The sequence below is a fragment of the Chryseobacterium sp. UF-81 genome, assembly GCF_058245105.1.
Window position 1 is genome coordinate 72995 of the sequence record NZ_JBSIBX010000011.1, and the last position, 26473, is coordinate 99467.

General features: G+C 38.7%; 22 protein-coding genes. 7 read left to right on the forward strand and 15 right to left on the reverse strand.

Going from position 1 to position 26473, the window contains the following annotated elements; all coding sequences use genetic code 11:
• The 8 genes from AC4IFE_RS15250 to hflX all read right to left on the reverse strand — a co-directional run bounded on the left by AC4IFE_RS15250 (position 1) and on the right by hflX (position 8563).
• Entirely contained in the window at positions 1-1239 is a 1239-nt protein-coding gene (locus tag AC4IFE_RS15250) for a hypothetical protein (protein ID WP_490757997.1), read from the reverse strand.
• Entirely contained in the window at positions 1240-3261 is a 2022-nt protein-coding gene (locus tag AC4IFE_RS15255; protein WP_490757998.1) for a hypothetical protein, read from the reverse strand.
• 15 nt (positions 3262-3276) lie between these two features.
• Positions 3277-3945, reverse strand: a complete 669-nt coding sequence (locus tag AC4IFE_RS15260; RefSeq protein ID WP_490757999.1) for a hypothetical protein — start codon at positions 3943-3945, stop codon at positions 3277-3279.
• 84 nt (positions 3946-4029) lie between these two features.
• Positions 4030-4749, reverse strand: a complete 720-nt coding sequence (locus tag AC4IFE_RS15265; RefSeq protein WP_490758000.1) for a DNA alkylation repair protein — start codon at positions 4747-4749, stop codon at positions 4030-4032.
• Positions 4746-5390 carry a DUF4919 domain-containing protein gene (locus AC4IFE_RS15270; protein WP_490758001.1) on the reverse strand — a complete coding sequence of 215 codons (645 nt, stop codon included), beginning with the start codon at positions 5388-5390 and terminating at the stop codon, positions 4746-4748. Before AC4IFE_RS15270 ends, AC4IFE_RS15265 begins: the two co-directional genes overlap by 4 nt.
• A gap of 18 nt (positions 5391-5408) precedes the next feature.
• Positions 5409-6692 (reverse strand): cation:proton antiporter, encoded by a 1284-nt coding sequence (locus tag AC4IFE_RS15275; RefSeq protein ID WP_223557994.1) that lies wholly within the window; start codon positions 6690-6692, stop codon positions 5409-5411.
• A 12-nt stretch (positions 6693-6704) separates the two neighbouring features.
• Positions 6705-7337: a DUF4919 domain-containing protein gene (locus AC4IFE_RS15280; RefSeq protein WP_490758002.1), complete on the reverse strand. Its 633-nt coding sequence runs from the start codon at positions 7335-7337 to the stop codon at positions 6705-6707.
• A complete protein-coding gene (gene hflX / locus AC4IFE_RS15285) occupies positions 7337-8563 on the reverse strand; it encodes a GTPase HflX (RefSeq protein ID WP_490758003.1) in 1227 nt (408 codons plus the stop codon). The genes AC4IFE_RS15280 and hflX overlap by 1 nt, the downstream gene beginning before the upstream one ends.
• Positions 8564-8766: 203 nt before the next feature.
• Here hflX and AC4IFE_RS15290 point away from each other — a divergent pair, with 203 nt between their 5' ends.
• The 4 genes from AC4IFE_RS15290 to AC4IFE_RS15305 all read left to right on the forward strand — a co-directional run bounded on the left by AC4IFE_RS15290 (position 8767) and on the right by AC4IFE_RS15305 (position 13094).
• Positions 8767-9474, forward strand: coding sequence for a LytR/AlgR family response regulator transcription factor (locus AC4IFE_RS15290; RefSeq protein WP_490758004.1), 708 nt, complete (start codon positions 8767-8769; stop codon positions 9472-9474).
• Positions 9475-9635: 161 nt separating this feature from the next.
• On the forward strand, positions 9636-10118 hold the full coding sequence (locus tag AC4IFE_RS15295) for a T9SS type A sorting domain-containing protein (protein ID WP_490758005.1): 483 nt from the start codon (positions 9636-9638) through the stop codon (positions 10116-10118).
• A 3-nt stretch (positions 10119-10121) separates the two neighbouring features.
• Positions 10122-12668 carry a beta strand repeat-containing protein gene (locus AC4IFE_RS15300; RefSeq protein WP_490758006.1) on the forward strand — a complete coding sequence of 849 codons (2547 nt, stop codon included), beginning with the start codon at positions 10122-10124 and terminating at the stop codon, positions 12666-12668.
• A 6-nt stretch (positions 12669-12674) separates the two neighbouring features.
• Positions 12675-13094: a hypothetical protein gene (locus AC4IFE_RS15305; protein ID WP_490758007.1), complete on the forward strand. Its 420-nt coding sequence runs from the start codon at positions 12675-12677 to the stop codon at positions 13092-13094.
• A gap of 104 nt (positions 13095-13198) precedes the next feature.
• Here the strand turns inward: AC4IFE_RS15305 and AC4IFE_RS15310 are convergent, their stop codons facing one another.
• Positions 13199-13633 carry an META domain-containing protein gene (locus AC4IFE_RS15310; RefSeq protein ID WP_490758008.1) on the reverse strand — a complete coding sequence of 145 codons (435 nt, stop codon included), beginning with the start codon at positions 13631-13633 and terminating at the stop codon, positions 13199-13201.
• Between the two features lie 86 nt (positions 13634-13719).
• On the opposite strand from AC4IFE_RS15310, the gene AC4IFE_RS15315 reads away from it, so the two are divergent.
• A complete protein-coding gene (locus AC4IFE_RS15315) occupies positions 13720-15930 on the forward strand; it encodes a S46 family peptidase (protein ID WP_490758009.1) in 2211 nt (736 codons plus the stop codon).
• Between the two features lie 75 nt (positions 15931-16005).
• Complete coding sequence (locus AC4IFE_RS15320; RefSeq protein WP_490758010.1) at positions 16006-16476, forward strand: DUF1905 domain-containing protein; 471 nt, start codon at positions 16006-16008, stop codon at positions 16474-16476.
• A gap of 44 nt (positions 16477-16520) precedes the next feature.
• Here AC4IFE_RS15320 and AC4IFE_RS15325 read toward each other — a convergent pair whose 3' ends face one another.
• The 6 genes from AC4IFE_RS15325 to AC4IFE_RS15350 form a co-directional block, all read right to left on the reverse strand.
• Complete coding sequence (locus AC4IFE_RS15325) at positions 16521-19622, reverse strand: non-ribosomal peptide synthetase family protein (RefSeq protein WP_490758011.1); 3102 nt, start codon at positions 19620-19622, stop codon at positions 16521-16523.
• A 380-nt stretch (positions 19623-20002) separates the two neighbouring features.
• Positions 20003-21538, reverse strand: a complete 1536-nt coding sequence (locus AC4IFE_RS15330) for a YifB family Mg chelatase-like AAA ATPase (protein WP_490758012.1) — start codon at positions 21536-21538, stop codon at positions 20003-20005.
• Positions 21539-21723: 185 nt separating this feature from the next.
• Entirely contained in the window at positions 21724-22686 is a 963-nt protein-coding gene (locus tag AC4IFE_RS15335; RefSeq protein WP_490758013.1) for a T9SS type A sorting domain-containing protein, read from the reverse strand.
• 42 nt (positions 22687-22728) lie between these two features.
• Positions 22729-24120, reverse strand: coding sequence for a porin family protein (locus tag AC4IFE_RS15340; protein WP_490758014.1), 1392 nt, complete (start codon positions 24118-24120; stop codon positions 22729-22731).
• The gene (locus AC4IFE_RS15345; protein ID WP_490758015.1) at positions 24113-24679 is read right to left on the reverse strand and encodes an RNA polymerase sigma factor; all 567 of its coding nucleotides are present in this window, start codon (positions 24677-24679) and stop codon (positions 24113-24115) included. The genes AC4IFE_RS15340 and AC4IFE_RS15345 overlap by 8 nt, the downstream gene beginning before the upstream one ends.
• A gap of 92 nt (positions 24680-24771) precedes the next feature.
• Positions 24772-25353 carry a DUF4840 domain-containing protein gene (locus tag AC4IFE_RS15350; protein WP_490758016.1) on the reverse strand — a complete coding sequence of 194 codons (582 nt, stop codon included), beginning with the start codon at positions 25351-25353 and terminating at the stop codon, positions 24772-24774.
• A gap of 507 nt (positions 25354-25860) precedes the next feature.
• On the opposite strand from AC4IFE_RS15350, the gene AC4IFE_RS15355 reads away from it, so the two are divergent.
• Entirely contained in the window at positions 25861-26304 is a 444-nt protein-coding gene (locus AC4IFE_RS15355; protein ID WP_490758017.1) for a hypothetical protein, read from the forward strand.
• Positions 26305-26473 lie beyond the last annotated feature (169 nt).

Below are 26473 nucleotides of genomic sequence, written 5' to 3' on the forward strand. Positions count from 1 at the left end.
CTACCATCTTAAAATTAAAGGCAGCTCTTCTTTTTTCGCTTTAATCTTCAGCCAATAGTTCTGGGCTATATTCCCATAAAATATATACTCTATACCGGAAAGCAAATTTTTCTCTGCCGGTGATAAAATGCTTAATGAAGAGATCAGCATAGGGCTGTTTCTGACGAAGATATAATTTTCTTTAAGATTTGGAGATAACCCGATAGGCTTTCTGGTAGATTTTATAATAAAACCTTCTTTACTTCTCTCGATCTGATTAGGCTGAAAAGGGATTGCTGTGAATTGATTCTTGGTGTTGGTCCATTTTTTATGCTGAAAATATTCCCATGTCTTTTCAGGAGAAGAACTTTGAAGATTAATCACATAATTAGGCTGAATAATTTTCTGAACGGTCTTTTTCTCTATTTCATTAAAATTATCGTCATAGCCGTAGCTGATTATGGTATCATTCACCTGTTCAAGATCTGCGGTTGCTTTAAAATAATTGATCTGAGCAGAATCCATGAGATTTTTATTGAAAACGCGAACATAATTTTTCACATTCCGGGCATCTAATTCTGCTTCTAAAAAGTGATTTTTTTTCTGTATGCCAGAGATTAGTGATGTAAAAGTTCTCACTTCTTCCGTATTTTTTATTTCAATTTCATCAGCATTCAGTTCAATAGAAAAATTCTGAATGGTCTTTCCTGAAATGAAAGAAACACTTCCCAAAGACTTATTGATAAACTGGTCCGCATTCAAAGCCTTTTTTTCTGAAGATTGAAAAAGCTGTTGACCGATGTTTTCAAAAGCAGATGCGGAAGTTCCAATGATCCCTTTTTCACCAACTATTTTGACAAAAATCTGATCTTTCTGAAATAGATTTTTTCCTTTGCCTACAAACCGATGACTCTTTAAATAATTTAAGAATTTTTGCGGATCTTTTAATTCAACTACGCTATACCATTCTGAAAACTTGGCGCCCCTGAGGTGGAAAATCTGTAAAAAATCCGGGATTTTAATTCCTGAATCTTTTAATGAAATCGTTTTTTTATCCTTTTCTTTAGTTTCTGTCCATTTTGAGGGGTGGGCAATGAGGCTTGAAATATATTGTCCTGTTAATCTTTTCACATCGATCAAAACAACGGCATCTGCATTTTCAGGAACAAATTTTAATGTTTTGTTTTTATAGAAAAATACAAAATAGAACGCAGCAGCGAATAAAAGAGTTAACGGGACAATAATTTTTTTCTTGTTCATTTACAGTATTTGAGGCTTTTTTTCTTCTTCATTAATTTTATAAATTCCATCGAACAGGTCAAAGAAATACATTAAGCTGTTTTCTGAAGAATTTTTAATATTATAGTCTATTTCTGTTTCTAAGCTTTCTCCCTTCACCTCAGTTTTATAATACATTTCCCCCACATTTTTTCTGAAGAAATCCAATGATTTTCTTTCAGAAGGTGTTTTAAATTCTTTTTCTAAACCGATTAAAAGCTTCTGAACATCCAGCCTTCCGGATAATGGGTATTTAGAAGAATCTTTAGCCCATTGTTTAGAAACATCAGACTGACTTTGAGTGGTAAGGTTTTCTGTAGAGCTTGTAAGATAAACGATACCATCTTTTACAATGAAGTACAGCTGATCCATATATCCGTCGCCTTTCTCATCTTTAAAGGAGTACATGTTTCCGGTTTTTGAGAATTTCTTGGACAAATGCTTATTGGTAGACAGAACATTAAAAACACGGTTCCAATAGCCTTCATTTTCTGTTGCAAAAGCAAAGGTAAAATTGGGAACGGCCACTTCTTTGGTTTTCTTTACTTCCTTTTCATTATAATCATCATCATATTCATAATCTGTATAGTCTACTTTTTTGGATTTCAATTCATTCAGAACAAAGATTCCGTTTCCTGGGGCTATTTTAGTGATGGCTTTTTCATCCAGAACAATTTTCATGGTTTCCATCATCAGCTCCATTTCTTTTTTATATTCGCCGTCTCCTGTGTCCTGAAGAAGGTCGTACATCATATCAAAAGTCTTGGCTCCGTTGACGTTCACGACATAGTAACCAATGCTTTTTTCATTGATCAGTGCTGCCAGCTTCTTGTTTTTCTTTCCTTTATAAACAGATGAAATGGTTTTCTGGATTTCCGGGTTTTTATGCTGATAGTTATTGACCAGCTTTACTTTGTCTTTGTCAAAATATAAATTGTAATAGGAGTTGGAATCGTATGCATTTCTTAAAAACTGTCCAAATTCGAAACGCTTCATCATTTTTCCATAAATCCCATCATTGACCATTCTTCCGTAATCTGTATAAACATAAGCATCGGAATTAGGATCTCTGAATGTAAGCATGGCTTTCGGCACTTCAATCTCTAAATTCGAGCTGAAATACCGGTCGAAACGGTCTTCCGCAATTTTCTTTACAATCTTGAAGTTTTCAATACGCACAGAATCCAGTTCTTTCTGGTATGCTGTATCTATTTCAGCTTCAGCATACTCCTCTTCTCTTGGATACACTTCGGCTTCACCTTCAGAATGCTGGGTGTCTACATTTTCTTTCGGATATTTATGATTTTTTTCGAGATACTTGATATCTTTCTGAATTCTGGCAATTTCCTTGTTATTCTCCCTGATATTGTCTTTTAAATATTTAATGTCCTGTTTCAGACTTATTATTTCTTCTTTGTAGTCGAAAGGTTTTTCCGGCTCTGTGACATAAGCACTGTCCACAGTAGCAACAGCCACACTGTCCGCAACAGTTGCAACACTGTCTATTGCCACACTAGACCAGGTATCTTTATAAGGTTTGGTATAGTTTACCATACTTAAAACAGCACGGTCATTACTCCAGGCAACAAAAACATTATCATCTATATCCACATAAGAATAATTCTTTTTCTTTGAGATCTCCAATCCTTTTTTCTTGGTAGAATTGATGAATTCCTGGAATTTTTCTTTGTTATCTACAATAAAATGAGTGGTATACGTCTGTATCGAGTCGTTAAAACTGGCATAATGATATTGGGTAGCATCATATTTAATGCCCGTTTTGGAATAATCATTCCATGAAGATTTTTCTTTATTTTTCTTGCTTAGTTCATGGAGTAAAGGATTAAGCTTTTGCCAGTTGATTTTCTGATTCAGCTGTTTCCCGTTGATTTCCATATAAAATATGGCATCGGTAGGAAGTTTCATGCTTTTTTGTGCAAAAACGAGCATAAAACCAAAAAGTACAAAAGTTATTATTTGTGTTTTTAATAATAGAGATTTCATGGTGGAGTATTAAATTTATTGAAATAATATCGTGTTTTGTAATTGTTTCTTTTGAAAAATAAGGTCTAAAATATCGGCTTCCAGCTTCACTGCTTTTTTATTCGGAGCCAGTAAATACGCGTTGTTGGTCTGGGATTTCACCACATTTTCAAACTGCATTACTGAGGTATATCGGGCATTATTGAAGATCTCCTTATCTGCCTTACCCATTTTGTCGTAATCCTCTCTGAAGGTATTGACTTTGTTTCTGATCAATGTTTTTTTCTGAAGGTTCTGACTGTAAATCTGTGTAGGAATCATTTTTCCGAGGATATTTTTGGCTTTCAGCTGCTCCAGTCCGGCATTAATATTTTCAATCTTTTTAAAATTACAGCTCAGTTTGATGATATAATTATCAAAATCCATTGAAGTTTTTACGTTGCTGATTCCCGGAGTTGCTTTAAAAATTCTGGCGGCTTCATTGATTTTATTTTCAATTTCACCTTTTTTAGGAACTTTTTTTCCGTTAATAGTCTCCATTTTAGAAATGGAAGCCAGTCTTGTCTTACTTTTGCTGGCATTAAGAATAATGGTATATTCTCCTGTTCCGTCGGCTTTGACATTAACTTTATCTAAAATATCAAAACAACTTGTCAACAATAATAATGGAAAAATCAGCACGAACAGCTTTAGAAAATTTTTCATATTTGAATTTAAAAAACAAAATTACTCAATTCTCTTCTTAAAATACGTACATATTGAGTTATTTAAGAAAGAAAGGGGCTTTTTTCAGATTCTTCCTTTCAAATAATCCTGTCTTACTTCTTCATCAAGTTTTTCGATAGCATATCTCAGGCAGGTTCTCGGCATTTCCTGATAATGCTTATTCAGAAAGCGGATAAGCTCTGTTTTATCTTTCTGCCCCATTTCCCTAAGCAGCCATCCGTTGGCTTTATGCATGAGGTCATGGGTATGTTTCAGGTTTTTGGCTACAAATTCTTTAGTCAACTCGTAAGATCCTTTTTTCACGTAATGCATCGTACCTACAACGGCAATTCTCTTATGCCACATTTCCTCAGAATCCGAAAGCTTTCTCAACAGTTCTTCCCTTCCGTTCTCATAAGCATATCTTCCTAAAATCTTATAACAGCTTGAGTCTACCAGATCCCAGTTATTGACATGCGGCAGATGGTCCAGATAAAACCGGATAATCTCTTCTTTCACGGCCTGGTCTTTCGTTTTTTCAAATTTAGAGATCAGCATAAAGAGCGCAGTTAACCTGTGTTCGTGGTATTTTGAAGACAACAGAAGACTGAGGTCCTGTAAACTTATCTTTGAATAATATTCTTTAGCAACAGATCGCTGATCCGGAACTTTTACCCCTAAGAACAGGTCTCCTTCTCCATATTCCCCTTTTCCTGTTTTAAAGAACTTCGGAAAAAATTCTGCTTTTTCGGGAATGGACAAAACAGCTAATGCTTCTTCTATTTCTTTAATTATTCCTTTCATCTGAATCCCCCTACAAGTTTTACAAATATTTTTTTAGATCCCATTGAATAAACAGTAAGCATGCTTCCATCCGGCAAAAATTTCATATTCTGTTTAAAATCTGCAACAGTTCCATAGCCTACCAAATTATCGATTTGGGCAGTAACATCGCCAGCCAAGATCACACAGATAGGAGAATCTTCTGAACTTCCGTCTCCGCTTCTGTTAATGGTATTAATTATAGCATTATACTGGGTTACAGCCAGTTCATTTCTGGCCTTATCATCTAAAGAATCGTAGATATGTGCCATATTGCTCAATATCGATTTATTCAACGGATCTTTTGCATAGGCAGCCTCGGCTTTAGCCAGGATTTTCTGTGCTTTACTTTTTGAAGGTTTCTTTTCTGCAATTTTCCAGATTTTTTTGTAATCATTATTATAATCTGACATTTCATGACCGGAGCTCATAAAACGGCTCCCGTAATAAAGCAAATTCATCTGTTGCTGGGTAAGGCTTTCGGGATCTTTTTTGAAGGTCTCCAAATAAGTATTGTATTGCTGAGGGTTCTCTGTAACATTCTTTTTAATTTCCTCAACATTGATCTGAGAAAAGTATAAACCAAAGCACAGAATAAAAATAATTTGAAGTAATTTATTCATTCCAGTTCGTGTTTTTAATTAAGCATGCTCATCCGTCACAATACCCTGTGCTTCCTCTTCTTTCGCGATTGCTTTCGGATTGGCTACTTTTGCAATGGTAAGTCCCTGAACGATAATCGAGAACACAACTACACAATAAGTGATACTTAAGATAATCTCACTGTATTCACTTTTAGGAATAGACATGGCCAATGCAATAGAAACTCCGCCACGGATTCCTCCCCAGACGAGAACTTTTACCGTTTGCGGACTAAATCTTGTTCGCAGAGACATAAATTTCGTAGGTACCCAGATGGAAATGAAACGGGCTATTAAAACGACCGCAATCGCCAGTAAGCCGGGAACCATAAAGTGCTTTAAGTCTTTGATCATCAATAGCTCAAACCCAATAAACAGGAATAGCACGGCATTAAGAATTTCATCGATCAGTTCCCAGAATTTGATGAGGTAATCCTGGGTAATGGATTTCATTTTGAACCTTACATTAAAATTACCCATGAACAAACCTGCGGCAACCATCGTCAGAGGGCCGGAAATATGCATCTGCCTTGCAACCAGATACCCTCCCATTACTACGGAAAGCGTTACCAGGACAGAAATAATATAATCATCCACCTCACGCATCAGCCTGGAAGTGATCCACCCCAGCAAAACCCCAAGCAGGATTCCTCCGCCGGCCTCTTTCATCAGGAGCAATCCGATACTTTCAACACCGAGATCCACTTCTTTTCCGATGGCAAGCTGTAAAACAACCGTAAATACCACTACGGCCATACCGTCATTGAAAAGAGATTCTCCAGCCACTTTTGTTTCCAGTGATTTAGAAACATTGGCCTGTTTCAGAATACTTAAAACAGCCACCGGATCGGTAGGCGAAATAAGCGCTCCAAAAAGCAGACAGAAGATAAACGGAAGCTGAATCCCTAAAAAAGGCAGCAGGTAAAACATTCCGAACCCTACTACAAATGTGGAAATAACCACTCCGGCCGTAGAAAATATCAGAACCGGCCTGAACTGTTCCTTGAGATCATTGATATTAATATGGATACCTCCCGCAAAGAGAAGGAAATTTAGCATTGCACCCATCAGAACTTCTGTAAAGTCTATACTGTTCATTAACTTATTAAGATGCCCAAAAGTTCTCGGAAGCACTGTTTCTCCAAACATTACCAGAAAAATAGAAACTACGATGGCAATGACCATAATCCCAATGGTACTTGGAAGTTTCAGAAATCTGTAATTGAGATATGCAAAAATTGATGCTAATACTATTAAGGCTGAAAATGAATAATATAACTCCACTAAAGTATTTTTTTAATTAAGGTCTGAATAAAGTATTTTAATATAGAGCTTGCGCCCGTCTTTTTCCCAGATATCAAACATCCCGTCTTTGGCAGGCTGTGATGACCTTACATAATCTTTTCCGATATTCAGAATATTAAGCAGGATATATTCATCTCCTGCAGAATTAACTAAATAGGCTGTTTTTTCAGAGGTTCCGTTACCGGAATCCTTTATGCCTCCGGTAAGCAATCTGAACTGGCTCAGATGATGGACAAAATTATTTCCGTCTTTACGGGAATCATACGCCCTGAGAAGAACCAGAAGTATATCCAGATTGGTAGGATCTTTACCATAGAGAACTTTGCCCAGCCTGATGCATTCATCGAAATTACCCTGCTTAAAAGCATCCGTCAGACTTTTGAAACTCTCATCAACTGCAGAAACTTTATCATTTCTGAAATTCCTTCCATAGTAAAGATACTGAGCCTCAATACTGTCCAGGGATTTAGGATATCCTTTGTATTTAAAAATCAGTTTCTCATAATTGTAGGGAGAATCCGGATTTTTAAGATTTTTCTCAATGCTTTTCAAATCAATTCCTGACTTCTGGCTGAAACCGAAAACCGAAAAGAAAACCAATATCAGGAAAAAGTGATATTTCATTAATTGTCGTTTTCTTCTTCCTCGTCGTTGTCGAAATATTCGAAAAGGAAATCATTGTATGGGAATCTGGAGATATGGATCTTCATTACTTCATCATAGATCATTTTCTTCATTTCCGGAAAATTTTCTTTCGTTAAGGCAGAAATGAAAACAGTGGGATATTTGGATTTACCCATCCATGTTTTTTTCCATTCTTCCAGAGAAATATTCTTTTTTGTAGATGGGGTAAGATCATCCTCATCCTTCTTATCGTAGCTGAAATCATCAATTTTATTAAAAACCATGATCATCGGCTTCTGATGGGCATTGATCTCCATGAGCGTCTGATTAACAGATTCTACCTGATCTTCAAAGCTTTCATGGGAAATATCTACCACATGAATAAGCAAATCCGCCTCCCGAACCTCATCCAGCGTAGATTTAAAAGACTCCACAAGCTGTGTAGGAAGTTTTCTGATGAATCCTACCGTATCGGTAAGCAAAAACGGCAAATTGCCAATAACCACCTTTCTTACCGTTGTGTCCAGGGTTGCAAACAATTTATTTTCTGCAAAAACCTCGGATTTGGAAAGGGCATTCATCAGCGTAGATTTTCCAACGTTGGTATACCCCACCAAAGCGGCTCGCACCACTTTTCCACGGTTGTTACGCTGGGTAGCCATCTGCCTGTCAATGGTTTTCAGTTTGTCTTTTAAAAGGGTAATCCTGTCACGGATGATACGACGGTCAGTTTCAATCTCCGTTTCCCCCGGACCTCTCATCCCAATTCCCCCTTTCTGACGTTCAAGGTGAGTCCACATTCTTGTCAGACGTGGCAAAAGATATTGGTATTGTGCCAGCTCTACCTGTGTTCTTGCATAGGAAGTCTGAGCTCTCTGTGCAAAAATATCAAGGATAAGGTTGGTTCTGTCCAGAATTTTTACTTCTATTTCCCTTTCGAGATTTTTAAGCTGGGAAGGAGACAATTCATCATCAAAAATAATGGTCCCGATCTCGTTTTCCTTTACATATTCTTTTATCTCCTGAGCCTTTCCGCTTCCAATAAAAGTTTTGGAATCCGGCTGAGTTAATTTTTGAGTAAAACGTTTTTGAACTGTTGCGCCTGCTGTAAAGGCTAAAAACTCAAGTTCATCCATATATTCCGTAAGCTTGTCTTCATCCTGATTCTGGGTAATAACCCCCACCAAAACTGCTCTCTCGTAATTATGTTGTTTCTTATCTAGCATTAATTTCTGTCTATGTTTGTGATTTTCACAAGATACCAATTTTCAGGAAAAAAAACAAAATCATTTTTAGTTTTCCTTATTTTTTAATGTTAATTTAAGTTTACAATATCTTTCATTTATAAAAAATTAATACCTTTATAACGCTTATTTGTAAATAATAAACATTTAAATTTACAAATACCGTAAAAACTAACACCAAGATCATGAATTCCCATATTAAATGTATGATTATTGATGATGACGAACTGGACAGACTGGTTCTTCAGCATCATATAAGGCAATACGATAATATAGAGATTGTTGCCTCTTTTAATTCGGCGGAAAAAGCAGTTCCCTACCTGGAATTCCCAATTGATCTGCTGATCTGTGAAACTACACTTGGCGGCATGAGCGGGCTGGAATTCAGGAAGCTGGCCTATAAGATTCCTGCCTGTATCTTTGTAAGTTCTCATCCGGAATTGGCTGCAAAAGCTTTTGAAATTGAGGCTTTGGATTTTGTTACAAAACCTTTCAAAACAGAGCGTATCCAGCATTCTATAGAGAAAACCTTCAATTTTTTTGAAATGAAAAAAAAATGTGAATGCTTCGATGCCCTTCTCGGTGAAAACTGTATTAAAGTAAAGGAAAACGGTAATATTTCCCAAATCAGACTTACAGATATTCTTTATCTTGAAGCTTTAAAAGATTATACCCGGCTTGTTACCCATGATAAGAAACACTGTATTCTGGATTCCCTGGGAAATCTTCTTCATAAAAGTTTTTTCGATTCTTTCATAAGAATTCATCGCAGCTATGCCGTACCCCGTCATTTCATCCGGGGAAAAAGCAGCCATGAAATAGAGCTGATCCATCAGATCAGGCTTCCCATTGGCAGAACTTACAAAGAAAGCCTCTCTTTTCTCAACCCTTAAGCACTGAATACCAACATTTTTGCTATAAAATGCTGTTGGTCGATTTTTTTTGACGTTAGTCTATTTTCCTTCAATCCGGTTGCGATATGTGGTAATTTAGTGGTCACAAATTTTCTCTTGAAAACTTGGAAAACCAATTAATAACCACAAAAATATTTTACATGAAAAGAACATCTATTCACTGCTTCTTTCTCATTCTGTTCACCTTTTCCGTCAGTATTCTGAGTGCCCAATCGACAGTTCTGGCCACGGGAACAAATGCATCAGGAGGCAACGGCTCGGTTTCTTATAGTGTTGGTCAGACCGCTTATATGTACAAGGGAGCAGGCTCCCAGGTATTGGAGGGCGTACAGCAGGCTTATGAAATAACGACACTTTCTGCCAGCGAAACCACAACAAAGCAAGAAGGCATTTTACTCTATCCGAATCCCACCAGAGATTATCTGTACATAGATTTTTCTTCTGCTCCGTATAAGGGATCGGAATATCAGCTGTTCGATGCTCAGGGCAAACTGATCATAAAGGACGTGATCTTACAGCCAAAGTCCGAACTTAATCTTTCTTCTCTTCCTTCTGCGGTTTACATTATCAGAATCAATCAGAATGGAGAACATCTAAAAACCTTTAAAGTCATAAAAAAATAAGCCATGAAAAAAATATTACTTTCTCTGGGGATCATGCTCGGCCTCTTTTTAGGGTATGCCCAGGCTCCGGAAAAAATGAGCTACCAGGCCGTTATGAGAAACGGATCCGGTCAGCTGCTGATCAATCAAAGCATTGCTGTTAAAGTAAGTGTACTCCAAGGCTCTCCTGCCGGAACACTTGTGTACTCTGAAAGACTGACCGGCAACACAAACGTCAATGGACTCATCAGCATGGAAATAGGAACAGGAACCGTGCTTTCGGGAACTTTTTCTACTATAGACTGGCCAACGGGGAACTATTATTTAAAAACTGAAACTGATCCGGCCGGAGGTACCAATTACACAATAGCAGGAACAAGCCAGCTATTAAGCGTACCTTATGCTATGTACGCTAAGTCTGCCGGCGTAACGGGCGGAAGTTTCACAATTCCGTATACCAATACAATAAATAATGCATCTACTCTATTTTCGCTAATCAATGACGGTGACGGAGCTTCCGTGGAAGGTGTCAACAATACAACTACTTCCAGCATTGCTTCAGTTCGGGGTATTGTAAACAACGTGGCACCAGGCGGATTTTCCAGTGGTGTCCGGGGTATCAACAATGGAACCGGAGGTTTGGGTGTCGGTGTCTGGGGAAGCCAGAACGGAAGTGGATGGGGCGTTTACGGTGTTACGCCTAACGGATTAGGTGTCTATGGAAATGCAAGTGCCAACGGAACCGGAGTGTACGCAAACAGTAATACCGGAACAGGTCTTACTGCTACCAGTAACAACGGAATCGCAGCCAGTATATCTATTTTTAACAATGCCAATAACAATAATGTCCTGAATGCCAATACACTTGGAAACGGAACAGTTATTAATGTTTCTTCTTCCGGAAACGGCGCAGGTGTTTTAAGCTCAACAGGAAACGGTTTCGCGGTACACGGCATTACCTCTGCCCAGACTTCTGCCGGTATTATAGGGGATAATAACGGAGCCGGCGAAGCGGTAGTCGGCAGGACAACCAGTGATATTGCCGGGGCCGTAGTAGGGCGTAATGATGGCGGGGGATACGGAGTAAGAGGATTTGTAAGCGGTAATACGACCGGAACTTCAGTAGGTGTTTTCGGACAGGTTGGACTTAATAGCGGAAAAGGACGCGCAGGAAGATTTGAAAACGTGAACGCAACAAATGATTTTAATACTTTAGAGGTAAAAACCATCGGTAACGGAAGTATTCCGGATAACACCCAGGGTAATGCATCTTCTTTTTTAGTTGATAATACAAATAGCGTGGGAGCTGCGGTAAGAGGTGAAGTGAATACCATTTTCGGAAACTTTGGTGCTGCAGGTATTTTTGGGGTATCGTCAGGAACAGGAGGACGTGCAGGGTTATTCTACGCATCAAATCCTGCAGGAAACGGAGCTGCGTTAATTGCTTTAACTGATGGAAACGGCAATGCCATTACTGCCAATGCGGGTAAAAACGGAAATGGTATTGAGACCAATATCGATGGATCCGGAAACGCCCTGTATGCATGGGTTCCTACTTTTTCAACCGGGCGTGCAGGAAGATTTAACATTTTTAATGATGCCAATACAAGTGATGTAATAACAGTAACTACAGTGGGTAACGGTACCGGCGGAAATTTTAAGGTAGACAGGGTAACGGGCACGTCTCCTGCCGTGAAAGGGGAAGTAAATTCGCAGTTTGCTAATTTCGGAACTGCTGGAATTTATGGTATATCCTCAGGAACAGGAGGTTACGCAGGTTTATTCTACTCTTCCAATGCCAGCGGCAACGGACCCGCAGTACTGGCCCTTACTGAAGGTAACGGAAATGGTATTACAGCTAATGCGGGCGGTAGTGGCGATGGTGTGGAAGCATCATGCGATGGGAACGGAAATGCCATCTCAGGCTTTATTCCTAATTTTGGCACTGGTAAAGCCGGCAGGTTCGCCAACTTCAACGATGCAAACAGCCAGCCGGTGGTACATGTAACGACTGTTGGTACAGGCTCTACCCTACTTGTTAATCATCAGGGACCCTCAGGTGATATTGCGGTTTACCAAAGTGCCTCAGCAAACGTAGCACGTATCAATAAAGCAGGAAGAGGATTCTTTAACGGAGGGACACAGAGCAGTGGAGCCGACGTGGCAGAAGCATTTGATGTGGAAGGAAGCATTTCTGAATATGAAACCGGGGATATCCTTGTGATCTCCATCAATTCAGATAGGACTGTCGAAAGATCTTCCAAACCCTATTCTACTCTCGTTGCAGGAGTATACGCCACCAAACCGGGGGTATTGCTCACTGAGGAACATATAGATTCTGATATTTCCGGTAAAGTTCCTATGGGAGTTATCGGTGTTATTCCAACCAAGGTGTGTCTGGAAGGCGGTAAAATTAAAAGAGGAGATCTTTTGGTAACCTCATCGAAATCCGGAACTGCCATGAAAGCCAATCCTAAAAAGGTAAAAATAGGACAGGTCATCGGAAAAGCTCTTCAGGATTATAATCAGAATGGAACAGGAAAAATCCAGGTATTGGTAAATATTAAATAAACGATCATGAAATCATTATATATCACAGCATTTTTAGCATTGAGCATATCCATTTATGCTCAGGAAAACAAGAAAACTCCTGAATCTGAGGATCAGGCCCAGGTCGTGAAACAGCTCAGAGAACGGGAGGCTCAGCTGGCAAAAGCATCTCAGGAAAATGCTCCTGAAAAGCAAAACGTAACCACACTGGCTTCAGAACAGGGTCTTAAAGTAAAAAAGCAGGACACCAAGGTTCAAACCCAATCAAATAATGCTTCGGGAAAACTGCTTCCCAACACGGCAACTTTAGCTGAAATAAAAGCCTCTATTCCCAACAGACAAGCATCCCGAACCAGTATAAATTCCGGGAACACAAACAGCAATGTCGTGGGCCTGCCCAATACAGCAACTTTAGAAGAAATAAAGAAAACGATTCCAAAAAACTGATAACCACAACCAGATTTCAAGCAAAAGTCCGCTCCAGTGCGGACTTTTATATTTTTATAATTTAATTAAAATCTTATTTAAGCTTGCTTTATCAAACAATATTCTTAATCCCAATCCGCGGCTACAAATTTCATAGAATTTCCATTGTCGTCGGATAAGGTAAGGAAATGCCCCTCTATGGAATAATTGGTCATTTTATCGAATTTCTGGATAAAAGCGTTCTCCAGTTCCATATTCTGACAGGCCTTCAAGGTGCTTCCTACTTCTGAGATCTTTACTTTTCCGTTGGTTTTAAATTCAGAAGTAAAAAACATAGTGTTGCATCCCATATGGGCTCCTCCTTTAATTTTTCCTTTTTCCATTACGCCTGTGAGGTTGATTTCTGCCTTATTTCTGACCAATTCCTCTTTAGAAAACTTATCAAAAGAAACGAGCATCCACTGCCTTTGAAGGTTCGGATTTTTTTGCGGGACTGAAGAGCAACTGATCACAACTCCCAAAAGCAAAACTGCAAAAAATGATACAAGTATTTTTTTCATGGGGATTATCCTCCCATTTTCATACCATTCCGGGGCAGAATATCGTAAAAATTAGTAAATTAGCGACACAAAAATTATTTTATAAAATGAAAAGACTATTTCTACTGTTCACTTTCTTATTGGGCTTTGCTCAGATGAGGGCGGATGAGGGGATGTGGCTGTTAATGCTCATCAAAAGACTTAACGGGGTCGACATGCAAAAAGAGGGACTGCATTTGACACCTGAAGAAATTTATTCAGTAAACAATTCAAGCTTAAAGGATGCTATCGTGAGCTTCGGAGGTTTCTGTACCGGGGAAATTGTTTCTGACAAAGGACTTATTTTCACGAACCACCACTGTGGTTACGGTGCCGTAGCTGCCGCTTCTACCCCGGAAAAAGATTATCTGAAAAACGGATTCTGGGCCATGAAGCAGAAAGACGAATTTAATGCAAAAGATCTTTATGTAAGGTTTTTAGTTAGAATGGATGATGCTACACAGAGAATCACTTCCAAGCTAAACAACAATATGACCGGAGCAGAGAGAAAAGCAATTATTGATGCTGAAACAAAAGCAATCCAGGCTGAAAACTCTGAAAACGGAAAATATACAGTAGTGGTAAAAGATTTCTTCAACGGGAATGAATTCTACTATTTTGTATACCAGGATTACAAAGATATCAGATTGGTAGGTGCACCACCTTCATCATTAGGTAAATTCGGAGGTGATACAGATAACTGGGAATGGCCAAGACATACTGCTGATTTCACAGTATTCAGAGTATATGGGGATGCAGCAGGAAACCCTGCAGAATATGCACCAGGCAATGTTCCGTTGAAACCTAAGCATTTCCTTCCGGTTTCTCTTAAAGGGATCAAGCCAGGAGACTTCTCTATGATCTTAGGATATCCGGGAAGAACAAACCGTTACCTGACATCTTACGGAATTCAGCAGATGGTAAACAGAGACTATCCGGCTTGGGTGGAAGCTTCTAAACTGGCTATGGATGTTATGAAAAAGTATATGGACAAGGATAAAGCTACTCAGCTTAATTACGCGTCTCAATATGCTTCTGTGGCTAACTACTGGAAAAACAGACAGGGAACGATCGACGCGGTAGATAAAAACGGAACGATCGCCGACAAGAAAAAGATTGAGGATACTTACAGAAAATGGTCTGCATTACCAGGAAACGCAGAATATGATGGTGTTTTAGAAGATATCGGGGCTTATTACAAGCAGGTTTCCGACAGAAATGTTGAAAGAAACTATGCTTCACAGTTCTCAAGAAATGCGAAATATATCACCCTTGCTTTGCAGGCAGGTTCTGTTCTTAAGGCTTATGCTGCTCAGGATATGCAGGGAAGATTAGCCATGAAAGCTAAAACTGAAACTGCAATCAAAGAAGCATATGAAAACTTCAATCCATCTCTGGAAGGAGAAATGCTTGCTTCTATGGCTGGTCTTTACCAGTCAAGAGTAACTAATAAAGAGGTGGCATCTGCTACTATTTTAGGATTGGATTCTAAGACGCTTTCCAATGTAGCTTATTCTTCAATTTTTGCAAATAAGACTTCTGCTACAAACTTCTTATTAAATCCAGACGCCTTGAAACTTGATGCTGATCCGCTTTGGAAAATCGCCAACGGAATTGTTGCTGACCAGAAAATGAGCGTGGAGAAGTATTCTAAAGTTGATGATAACTTCAACAAGAACAACCGTCTATTCTTAGCCGGATTAATGAAGGCTATGCCTGAGAAAAAATTCTATCCGGATGCTAACTCTACCATGAGATTAACTTACGGAACGGTAGATAAACTTCCTGTAAGAAATGACAGAAACTATTTTGGCGTTACGGACAACTATTATACTGATATGACGGGTCTTGTAGGAAAATACAAGAAAGGAGATGAAGAGTTTGATCTTCCGCAAAGAGTGATCGACCTTTATAATCTTAAGGATTTCGGACAGTATGCCGATGCTGCAGGATATATGCCTGTAAACTTCCTTTCTAACAACGATATCACAGGTGGTAACTCCGGTTCTCCGGTAATTGACGGAGACGGAAACCTTATCGGTATTGCATTCGATGGAAACAGCGAAGCATTAAGCGGTGATATTGTATTCGAACAGAACTGGCAGAAAACGATCAACGTAGATGTACGTTTCGTTCTTTGGACGATCGACAAATATGCAGGAGCAAGAAGGCTGATCGATGAATTAAAGCTTGTAAGAGGAGAAAATACACCTCCTGATACTAAGTCTAAAAATTCAGGAACTACTCAAATGCCTAAGAAAGCAAAAAAGGTAAAATAATCTTTTCCTTATAAATTTTTAAAACCGTGAATTTCTGTTCACGGTTTTTTTATTTTTGAACTTTAAATCTTTGTGATGAAAAGAATAGAATTTACCGGAATTATAAAACAAAATGGAGCCCTGAACGCCGCTTTTGTAGAGTTTCCTTTTTCTGCGGAAGAATTGTTCGGCAAAAAAGGACAGGTCAAAATTAAAGCAACATTTGACGGTAAGGTCGAATACCGTGGAAGCCTTGCTAAAATGAAATCTGACTGCCATATTTTAGGTTTGACCCAGGAAGTCCGAAAACAGTTGGGGAAAACATTTGGTGATGAGGTTGTTGTAAGCCTTATTGAAGATCAAGAGGAAAGAATTGTTGAAATTGCAAACGACATCGCCGTTATTTTTAATGAAAATCCCGATGCAAAGAACCTGTTCGACAAAATGAGCTATACCCACCGGAAAGAATACATCCGCTGGATTGAAGAAGCAAAGAAGCCCGAAACCAGGGAAAACAGAAAGATCAAGATGATTGAAATGATTTTGAATGGCAAAAAAGGCATATAAATAAAGCCGGGCAATAATCCCGGCTCTTTTATTTCAAAATTTATTTATTCCAGAATTCCCAGATATTTCAGATAAGAATCCAGCATCTTTTTATCAAAAACCGGCTCCTCAATACCAGATCCTTCCAGGAACCGGATGACATTGGAACAATCCCAGACATAAGTATTCTGATACAACTCTACTGTTGACAGACCTTCATGCATATTATCCTTAAATAAACTTGTTAATGGATAAAGACGGTTTTTACTGTCATCTTCCCACTGCTTTCTCCATTCTTTATAAGGAAGACCCTCAAGGGTAAGCGGATAATATTTCTTCAACAGAGCAAAGAAATTTTCCAGGGTAAGGTTGGTTTCCGGCCTTGCAATTAGGTTGAACTTTTTACCAACCGCATCTTTATTTTTCGTGATATGAGCCATAGACTTGGTCATATAGTCTACTGTGATCAGTCCTTCCCTTAGTTCAGTGAGCAAAGGATAGGATTTAAATTCGACACAGTTTTTCACTAGACCTGACCACCATTGATAAGGAGCACTGGCGCCTGTTTCACTGTGGCACATAGCATAGCCCAGACGATAAGTAATTAATGGCAATCCTTCTTTGGCTGCAAGATCAGCAATAGCCTCCATCACATATTTACTTCTTACGTAGCCAATATCTTTGCTTACTGACATAATATTCTGTTCAATATCATCACTTTCAAGCATTACTTTTTTGCCTGTGAAAACATGACCCCAACTGTAAACAGAAATGGTAGATAACAGGGCAAGACATTTGGTTTTTTCGGCACCGGCAAGTTTTATAATTTCCCTTAATCCTTCTACGTTCGGTGCTTTCATATAAGAATAGGGTTCTATAAAATTAACGGAGCTTCCAGAGTGATAAATAAGATCCAGCATTGCTGCAAGGTTTTTGAATTTCTCTTCGGAAAGACCTAATAATGGAAGGGATAAATCTCCTATTACCGGAATGATTCTCGGTTTTTGCTCTTCTTTTCTATCAATATGGTACTGTTTATAGCAGCGGTCTATCTTCTCTACAGCATGAAACTCGTCCTGAGCTCTTACGAGACAGTAAATATCTGCAGCTGTAGTATCTAAAAGCTCCTGAAGCAAATGGATTCCTACAAATCCGGTAACTCCTGTCAGAAATATGTTTTCAGGATTTTCCAATTGTTTTGGATCAAAACCTCCTGCAAAAACAGTTCCCGGAGCCAGGTAAACATCCTGTTGAAGCGCAACATAAGGCTCTACATCTTCTTCAGGGATTGCTTCACGGGCTTCTTTGGCCCTGGTGATCAATTCATCGGCAAGCTCCTTGAGGACCGGAAACTGGTAAATATCCCTCATATAAACCCGGGTATCCAATCTTGAATTCAGGGCAGTTGCAACTATAGCGACAAGAAGTGAGTTTCCACCGATGTCAAAGAAATTATCTGTAATATTAATCACCGGCCGTTCCAGCTCTTCAGCCCAGATATCTGCTATAATTCTTTCGGTTTCATTGGTAGGGGGTTCAGTAGAAATTAATTCTTTTGCTTCCCTGTCTGCAAGTTCCCTTAACAGGTGAGTGTCTGTTTTTCCATTGCTCGTGAGTGGTATTTTATCCACATTGATGATCTGAGCCGGAATCATATAGCCGGGCAGCTCTTCTTTCAGCTGTTGTCTCACCCATGCAGTATCTGCTTTTTCACCGGACTTTACCATGATAAAGGCTGCAATATATTTATTACTTCCATGGTCTTTTGTAATCACAGCGGCTTCCTGTATTCTTTCCAGGCGGGCAAGGCAACGTTCGATTTCACCTAATTCTACTCGGAAGCCTCTAATTTTCACCTGATTGTCTATTCTTCCTAAAAATTCAATATCTCCATCCGGCTTCCAGCGGGCAAGATCCCCGGTACGGTAAAGCTTTTCGTTTTCCCTGAATGGGTTATTAATGAACTTTGAAGCTGTGAGTTCTTCATTATTGAGATAACCTTTAGCCAAAAGGTTTCCCCCTATATGCAGTTCTCCTACAGCTCCTACCGGCAACAGCTCGCTGTTTTCTCCTAAAATATAAGCCCGTGCATTGGCTATTGGTCTTCCGATTGAAGAAACATATTGCCCATTTACGTCTTTTACCTTTTTGAAAGTGGCATAAACCGTGCATTCAGTGGGCCCGTAATAGTCAATTAACTCATAACTTAATTCACTGGTAAGTACGGGTTTAAGCTTTTCTCCTCCTGTAAAGAGGTATCTAAGTTCAAGGTCATTGTACTTACGGGTTTCTTTAACAACGGAAGGAACAAGAACAGAAGGGGCAAATCCATGGGTAATCCGGTTTTTACGGTAAAAATTCACAAGCGCTGAAGCTTCCACCCTATCTTCATTGTCTGCGATATACATTACAGCGCCAGCAATAAGCGCCGACCATGTTTCCCATACTGAGATATCGAATGCCAATCCGGCAACAAGGGTAAGATGTGATGTATCATCAACATGAAAATACTGGTTGTGCCATGTAACCAGATGCTGAATGCTGTGATGGGAAATCATGACTCCTTTAGGGTTTCCTGTTGAACCGGATGTGTAAATGGTGTAGGCCAATGCATCCTGACTTATAGTAATATCAGGCAGTTCAGCAGATAAATGAGACAGGCTTTCTGTATGATCCAGATAAAAAATTTCAGTGTTAATTCCTTTTACCAATGAATTTCCCCGGTGAGTATCTGTAATCAGTATTTCCGCTGAGGTATCTGCAAGGATGTATTCTACACGTTTTACAGGGTAAGCGGGATCTATAGGCACATAAGCTGCTCCTGTCTTCAAAATACCCAGAATGGCCACCAGCCACTCTAAAGAACGGTCCAGCCATACAGGAACAAACATTCCTTCCTGTATTCCTTTCTCTAACAGGACATTAGCAAGCTGACTGCTTTTCTGATCGAGCTCGCGGTAACTGATCCTGCTGTCCTGATAAACAGCAGCCAGGTTTTCGGGATGAAGGAGTGCTTGTCTTTTGAAAAGGGAAACCAGTGTTTCTTCTTTTTGATAGTCCCAGTCTGTTTTATTAAAGTCGTTGAGAAGCTTTTCTTTGTCTTCAGATGATAAAAGAACCGGTACACCAGCGGGCTGCCCCGATGGCGTTGATAGTGTATTTGGCATATTAGTTTTTGTTTTGGTTGGTGATAATTGGGTCAAATGATCTGCTTTTGGCAGTCTTTAGATATATTTTACATATCTAGTACAGGCAAATAGCTCAGAATACTGTAGATTCTGTACTCTCATCTTTCCAATTAAAATACTAAGTAGTGTTCATTGATTTTTCTTTCATAATGCAATATTTTTAATAATTCGGCAATCAAATTTAACATAATAACCGACATAAAAAATCAAATTCTGATTATTTTTCCCAAAAAAGAGAATTAAATTTATGCTATTAGCCTTTATAGTTGAAGGAAATAAGAATGCAATTTTTCACCTTGAAAATGAAAAACTATCAGATTATAAAGAATGTTTTCAAGAGCTGTACCGACGTTCTTCAATTATACATTCCAAAACTCCCGGTCAAGGCTTCTGTATTGTATGGCTTCCGAAATATGGTGTGATAATACATTTTCAGTTCCTTCCAGATCGGCTGCAGTTCTGGCCACTTTCAGGATACGGTCATAAGCCCTTGCGGAAAGGTTCAGCTTTTCCATAGCAAGCTTAATGAGGTGCAGAGAGGTTTCATCCAGACTGCAAAATGCTTCAATTTCCTTAGGCCCCATCTGAGCATTATAGCTGATATTGAGATTTTTATAGCGTTCATTCTGAATGTTGCGTGCCTTAAGTACCCGCTCCCGGATATCTGAGCTTTTTTCTCCTTTTCTTTTTTCTGCCAACTGTTCAAATTCAACTTTCTGTACTTCTATATGAATATCAATCCTGTCTAACAAAGGGCCTGAAAGTTTATTCATATACCGCTGCATTTCGTAAGCAGATGAGGTATTGCCCGGGTCGTCCGGAAAAAAGCCGCTGGGACTTGGATTCATAGAGGCTACGAGCATGAAGCTGGCAGGATAGTTTACGGTAAATCTGGCTCTGGAAATTGTTACTTCCCGGTCTTCAAGAGGCTGTCTCATAACTTCCAAAACGGTCCTTTTAAACTCCGGCATTTCATCAAGAAATAAGACCCCGTTGTGAGCAAGTGAGATTTCTCCAGGCTGGGGGTAGCTTCCGCCACCTACCAGTGCAACATCCGAAATGGTATGATGTGGCGACCTGAAAGGTCTCACGGTCATGAGAGAAGTTTCGGCACCCATTTTACCGGCTACAGAATGTATTTTTGTTGTTTCTAAAGCTTCTTTGAGAGTTAATGGAGGAAGTATTCCCGGTACTCTTTTGGCCAGCATTGTCTTTCCACTTCCGGGAGGACCGATGAGAATAATATTATGCCCGCCCGCAGCAGCTATTTCCATTGCTCTTTTTGCTGTTTCCTGTCCTTTAACTTCAGAAAAATCAAATGGAAAATCATTCATTTTTTCCTGAAATTCTTTTCTGGTATCCAGTATTACTCTTTCAATAGGCTTTCCTTCGTTAAAAAAATCAATTACTTCTTTGATATTTTCTGCACCATACACTTCCAGATTATCTACAATGGCAGCTTCGCGGGTGTTTTGTATAGGAAGTATGATCCCTTTAAAACCCTCTTCCCTTGCCTGAATTGCTATAGGCAGTACTCCTTTTATGGGCTGCAGGCTTCCATCAAGGGAAAGCTCACCCATGATAATATACTGATGGATATTTTCGGCAAGGATCTGATCTGAAGCTGCAAGGATGCCTATTGCAATGGAGAGGTCGTATGCAGCCCCTTCTTTCCTAAGGTCTGCAGGCGCCATATTAATCGTAATCTTCTTACCGGGAATTTTGTATCCTACATTCTTCAGAGCGGCAGAGATTCTGTAACTGCTTTCTTTGATCGCATTATCCGGAAGCCCGACAAGATGGTACCCCACTCCTCCTGTATCTACATTTACTTCAATAGTAATGGTTTGTGCAGCGACTCCGAAGATGGCGCTCCCATAAATTTTAACTAACATGATTGGTGTTTTTTTGTAAAAATAAATAATATGATATTTTAAAAAATCAGCTTTTTCATGAATTGTTTTTTAATTTAAAATGCGTTTAAAAAAAATTATTCTTAAAAAAGACAAGCCGATACAGACTATCTCTGTACCGGCTTATCATGATTAAAAAAAACTAACTAAGGATTGATCGTATGCTATTATTTCTTTATGAATTTATTCTTATAGGTATTTCCTTCCGAGTCTTTGGAAAGAATAATATAATTTCCGGGTACGAGCCTGCTTACATCTATAGCTTCATTAAAATGGTGTTCATTTTTCTGAAGAACTACTTTTCCTGTCATGTCAATAATAGAAATCGCTTTATAGGTTTTATCAGATTCTTTTCCGATATAAAGGAACTGGGCTGTAGGATTTGGGTATATTCTCAGGTCTTTTTCCTTGCCTTTTGTTTCATCTGTTCCGAGGCTGCAGAACTCCCAGTTTCCAAAATTCAGTTTTACAAAATTTCCCGTCCCTAAAAACTCACACTGATCGGGGCAGTACTCTGTACAGGCATAGAATCCATATTCTCCAGATTCTGTTGCGGTATAGGTATCTCCAGTAGCACCATTTATAACACACGGGTCACCATTGGAAGGCGGCGGGCTGGCTGGAATGCATTTATACCATACATGGTTGCCATAGAGATCTGGAAAGGCATCATCAAATTTTACGGATGCCCCGGCACAGATATTATATTCTCCCAGTCCTACCTGCGAAAAAGTTCCGGGTGTAAAGGTGCTCATCATTGCAGGAAGCGCATACATGAATCCGTCTGCCATAACAGCTGGACTTTCTGCCACACAATCTCCCTGCGTAACTGCTACTTTAAAATAATAAAGCTGATCATCATTTCCATTGATAGTCAGAGTCTGTGAAACTGCACCGGGAATTGGAGTCCAGGGATTGGTATTAGGCGTTTGCCAGGTCCATTGCTGTTTGTACCACTGGTAGCTTCCGAAAGCTTGTGTAGAAAGCACCTCGGTTTCGGTATTGCAGAAGAGGATTTTATCCGGAAATTTTACGCCCAGTCTGGGACTTGTGATGGTTGGGTTACACTGTGCTTTTATATTCAGAATGGTCATGAACAGAAAAGCCAAAAAAATCAGTTTTGGTTTCATATTTAAATATTTAATGGTTTATCTTAGTCTTACTCAGTGATATCAGTCCAGTAACAGTCTGATTCCGAACTTCATATTAAAGTTTAATGGTTTTTCTTTGTAAATGGTATTAAGCTGGCTGTCATTTTTAAAATGATATCCTATTCCCGGCTCTGCATATATGCCGATTTTATCAATAATTTTTACCTGCAGCCCTACCGCCGAATTCACTGAAAACTGTACAGGTTTCACATCAAGCCGTTCATCCTGTTCGTCCTGCACCTCATCATTTACTATATATTTTGTTTTAAGTTTTCCTGCTACAGCTTTTTCGGCAAGTACCCCACCGGTAACATATCCTGTAAAGCGTCCTTTCTGAATGACATTGTAGTTTAGCTGCACCGGAATGCCTATATAATGAATGCTCTGATCCCCTTTTATATAATTTGAATTGCTTCCGGAGTGCAGTTCTGAGGTAAGTTTTGTATAATTAATACCTGCTCCTATTCCCCATTTTTTCCCCAGGTTATAATACACGGAAACACCAAATGTAACGGGTATTTTATGTCTTATCCTTGCTTCAACTTCTTTGCTTTGATTAGCCAGCAGAACTTCTGTAAGCGGATCAGGCTCTGTACCGGAGATCCAGAAATCACTAAAAGTCATGGGGCTTCCGCTCATAGAGGTGTAGCCCGGGAACTTCTGTTCGGAAGAATTTGAGGAAACATTTCCTGTAAGCATGCTCAGCATCCATTTTTTTGACTGACGACCTAAAATTTTAGGTTTATCGCTGCCGGCATACTTTTCCGGAAGTTTATTTTCATAGTTATTAAAAGTTTTTCCGTCATCCTGTTTGTTTTTTAATTCCGGACTTTCACCAAATGAAGGAGATATATTGTAAAGAGGTGATTCTTTTTTTGACAATGGGATTAAATTATTTTGCTTTTCCACAAGCACGGGTATTTCCTTATCAATGGTTCTGTTAAATATATTTTCTAAAATAGTGCGCGAATGAACATTGCTTATTAATATATTTCCCTGACCGCTATGTTTTTCACCTGAGTTGGTAATGACCTGCTCATTTGTACCTGCCTTTACTGATTCTGTGATTTTTTTGCTTTCTGTTTTAATGTGACCGGTATTTTCAGAGTGTACTGCTATCTTAGGCTCTGTTTCTGCATTCATTTCCAGTAAAAGCTTTCCTGTAAAGAAGAGCATGGCAATAGCAGCAGCCATTCCAGCAATACGGTAGAACAGAGCGCTTTTTTTAGTTACAGAAATAGTTGTTGTACTTTCTTTTTTATCATCAGCTTCAAGCATCATCCCCCCGGCCATTCTGTTCTCTTCCTCTCCGGAAAAAAGTTCATCTTTAATATCTTCCCACAGCCCATCCGGAACATCCTCTTCGTGGTCTTCCATTTTCCTGTGCAGATCATTGAGCCACCGATTATTCATATTGTGCTTTTTTTGACATTTTAAATTCTTTAATTTTCTGGATCAGCAGTCCTTTTGCCCTGTGAAACTGTGAGGCGGAAGAATTTTCTGCGATTCCTAAAAGCCCGGCAATCTCTTTATGGCTTTTTTTCTCAAATACAAACAGGTTAAAAACGGTTCTATATCCATCAGGAAGAGAGCGTATCATTTTCATAATGGCTGCCTGGGGAATTTCCTCGAGATCCGGTTCCTCATCATTGGGAATGTCTGGAAATTCTGTGAGATCATCATTTGTTGTTATGCCGGAATGCTGTTTTATATGCTTTAAAGCTTCGTTTACGGTGATCCGGATCATCCATGCTTTCAAAGAACCGTTGCCTCTGTATTCAAATGTTGCTATGGAGCGGAACATTTTGATAAAGCTGTTCTGAAGAACGTCATGAACATCGTCTTTTCCTGAAAGATAACGGGAACAGACCCCGGCAAGGCTTCCGGAATAGTTTCCGAAAAGTTCTTTCCAGGCAGCTTCTTCCTTCGTGAGAAGGCGTCTTATTAAAATCTGCTCCTTGTTTTCTTCCATGTACGACCAGGTCCGGTTTAGCACCGATTAAAATTTTAACGCAAAAATAGACCGCATCCGGCAAACCACAATCTATTGTTTATATTATCTTATCAATTAGTTTTTATGCAGTATGGGAAATTGTAGTTAATTGCCTCGAAAGGACTCAATTCTGTTCCATTTACTGTTATTTTTTCTGCTGCCAAGGCAAATCTCAGCGTATGGTCCAGCCCCACAAAGTATCCTTTTTGCTTTGCCGCGATTGTTACGACTGTCTTTTTGGTCACTCCATCTACCGGAATCTGAAGCTCAAGAACTTTTGGTGCAAAAGTGAGTTCTACCCAGTTTTTATCAGCATTTAATACCATTGTATAATTCAGATTATATTTCACTTTTCCCATTGCCGCTATGGCGCTCTGTGTTTTTATTGGATCTTTTACTACCGCCATTACAATTTCTTTTAAAGGAAATTCCGGAAATGTGAGGGTATCTTTTTTTATTTTAAAGTCTACAACTTTTTCCGACCTAAACTCTCCCTGCACTGTGATAAGCCTTCCTCTATAATTACCGTTAACGTCTTCCAGCTTTACGGGTGGTACTTCTATCCTGTCCTCGTTCATGCACGAGAACAGGGAGAAGATGATTGATAAAATTAAAACGGTCGTAATAACCTTAAGTACTATTGAATTCTTCATTTCATTATTTTTTTACATTAAACATTAATTGTATTGAGTACTCATCTATAAAATCCGTTTTTTGGAAAATCTTGCGTGGGATTTTGAAAAAAGAATGAAAATATTTTATAATACGCTGGTTTACTGTGAATAAAATTTTGAAATTTATTTTTTGGAAATAAAAAACCGACGGAGGATTTGCGTTAGTGGGGATTTAATGTAATCTAATCTTCCTTTTGTAAACCAATGCAAATTCCCTATTTCTTTTTTTGCACCAATAACATTCGAATTAATATCTTTGTTTATATTTTCCATAATAGCTGCTGCATCCAGCTCCATAAAGAATACGCCATTCTGAACTAAAGCATCACATTCCGAAGTTTTTGAAAAGAACCCAGCGCTTTGGATTACCCCATTCTTGTCTGTTGAAACAAGCGAAGATCTTTTTTTTAACCCTCCGGCGTTCAAATACGGAAATTGATCTTATATATTAAAAATCAGTATATTTGAATAAGTACAGTAATTCTCATGAAAAAAATCCTTTTTTTACTTCTTATTTTTTATAGTTTTCTATTTTATGGACAAGAGGAAAGAAATGGCAAGAACCCACCGCCACCGCCATCAAAAAATCTTAAGGAAATACCTGCAAATTATAATGTTGATGATAATATAGTATATTTTAAAATTGACAAACTATCTAATTCCTTTGATTTTACTATTTTGGGCAATGATAAAATACCTTTAGAAAGTATTTTTGTTTTTTCTTTTATTGTAGAAAAAAATAGAAATGTATCTAATATCAAGATTGAAAAAGGGAAAAGCGAAAAAATAAAAAATGAGCTAAAGCGACTCGTTGTTTCAGCTAAATTTCCTCCAACTTCTATTGACGATAAAGTAAGTTCAAAACGTTTCTATAGATTAAAATTTATTTTTGATTATAAAAATAAAGTCCTTAAAACAGTTCTTTTGTAAAATAATTATATTTAAAATTGGCTTCCAAGTATTTAGATGAACTCGAAACTCCGCTATTCAGATCCAAAACTATGGAAATTGAAATGGTATCAAAAAAATATAACCGCTCAAAATTGAGCGGTTATATTTACCCATTCTGTTTGTTGAAACAAACAAAGATCTTAAAAAC

What these genes read in the sequence shown, in the direction of transcription:
- AC4IFE_RS15315 (WP_490758009.1), top strand. Translation starts at nt 13,720, where the DNA reads ATGAAAAGACTATTTCTACTGTTCACTTTCTTATTGGGCTTTGCTCAG.
- AC4IFE_RS15300 (WP_490758006.1), top strand. Translation starts at nt 10,122, where the DNA reads ATGAAAAAAATATTACTTTCTCTGGGGATCATGCTCGGCCTCTTTTTA.
- AC4IFE_RS15305 (WP_490758007.1), top strand. Translation starts at nt 12,675, where the DNA reads ATGAAATCATTATATATCACAGCATTTTTAGCATTGAGCATATCCATT.
- AC4IFE_RS15255 (WP_490757998.1), bottom strand. Translation starts at nt 3,261, where the DNA reads ATGAAATCTCTATTATTAAAAACACAAATAATAACTTTTGTACTTTTT.
- AC4IFE_RS15335 (WP_490758013.1), bottom strand. Translation starts at nt 22,686, where the DNA reads ATGAAACCAAAACTGATTTTTTTGGCTTTTCTGTTCATGACCATTCTG.
- AC4IFE_RS15340 (WP_490758014.1), bottom strand. Translation starts at nt 24,120, where the DNA reads ATGAATAATCGGTGGCTCAATGATCTGCACAGGAAAATGGAAGACCAC.
- AC4IFE_RS15280 (WP_490758002.1), bottom strand. Translation starts at nt 7,337, where the DNA reads ATGAAATATCACTTTTTCCTGATATTGGTTTTCTTTTCGGTTTTCGGT.
- AC4IFE_RS15290 (WP_490758004.1), top strand. Translation starts at nt 8,767, where the DNA reads ATGAATTCCCATATTAAATGTATGATTATTGATGATGACGAACTGGAC.
- AC4IFE_RS15310 (WP_490758008.1), bottom strand. Translation starts at nt 13,633, where the DNA reads ATGAAAAAAATACTTGTATCATTTTTTGCAGTTTTGCTTTTGGGAGTT.
- AC4IFE_RS15330 (WP_490758012.1), bottom strand. Translation starts at nt 21,538, where the DNA reads ATGTTAGTTAAAATTTATGGGAGCGCCATCTTCGGAGTCGCTGCACAA.
- AC4IFE_RS15350 (WP_490758016.1), bottom strand. Translation starts at nt 25,353, where the DNA reads ATGAAGAATTCAATAGTACTTAAGGTTATTACGACCGTTTTAATTTTA.
- AC4IFE_RS15295 (WP_490758005.1), top strand. Translation starts at nt 9,636, where the DNA reads ATGAAAAGAACATCTATTCACTGCTTCTTTCTCATTCTGTTCACCTTT.
- AC4IFE_RS15325 (WP_490758011.1), bottom strand. Translation starts at nt 19,622, where the DNA reads ATGCCAAATACACTATCAACGCCATCGGGGCAGCCCGCTGGTGTACCG.
- AC4IFE_RS15345 (WP_490758015.1), bottom strand. Translation starts at nt 24,679, where the DNA reads ATGGAAGAAAACAAGGAGCAGATTTTAATAAGACGCCTTCTCACGAAG.
- AC4IFE_RS15260 (WP_490757999.1), bottom strand. Translation starts at nt 3,945, where the DNA reads ATGAAAAATTTTCTAAAGCTGTTCGTGCTGATTTTTCCATTATTATTG.
- AC4IFE_RS15320 (WP_490758010.1), top strand. Translation starts at nt 16,006, where the DNA reads ATGAAAAGAATAGAATTTACCGGAATTATAAAACAAAATGGAGCCCTG.
- AC4IFE_RS15270 (WP_490758001.1), bottom strand. Translation starts at nt 5,390, where the DNA reads ATGAATAAATTACTTCAAATTATTTTTATTCTGTGCTTTGGTTTATAC.
- AC4IFE_RS15250 (WP_490757997.1), bottom strand. Translation starts at nt 1,239, where the DNA reads ATGAACAAGAAAAAAATTATTGTCCCGTTAACTCTTTTATTCGCTGCT.
- hflX (WP_490758003.1), bottom strand. Translation starts at nt 8,563, where the DNA reads ATGCTAGATAAGAAACAACATAATTACGAGAGAGCAGTTTTGGTGGGG.
- AC4IFE_RS15355 (WP_490758017.1), top strand. Translation starts at nt 25,861, where the DNA reads ATGAAAAAAATCCTTTTTTTACTTCTTATTTTTTATAGTTTTCTATTT.
- AC4IFE_RS15265 (WP_490758000.1), bottom strand. Translation starts at nt 4,749, where the DNA reads ATGAAAGGAATAATTAAAGAAATAGAAGAAGCATTAGCTGTTTTGTCC.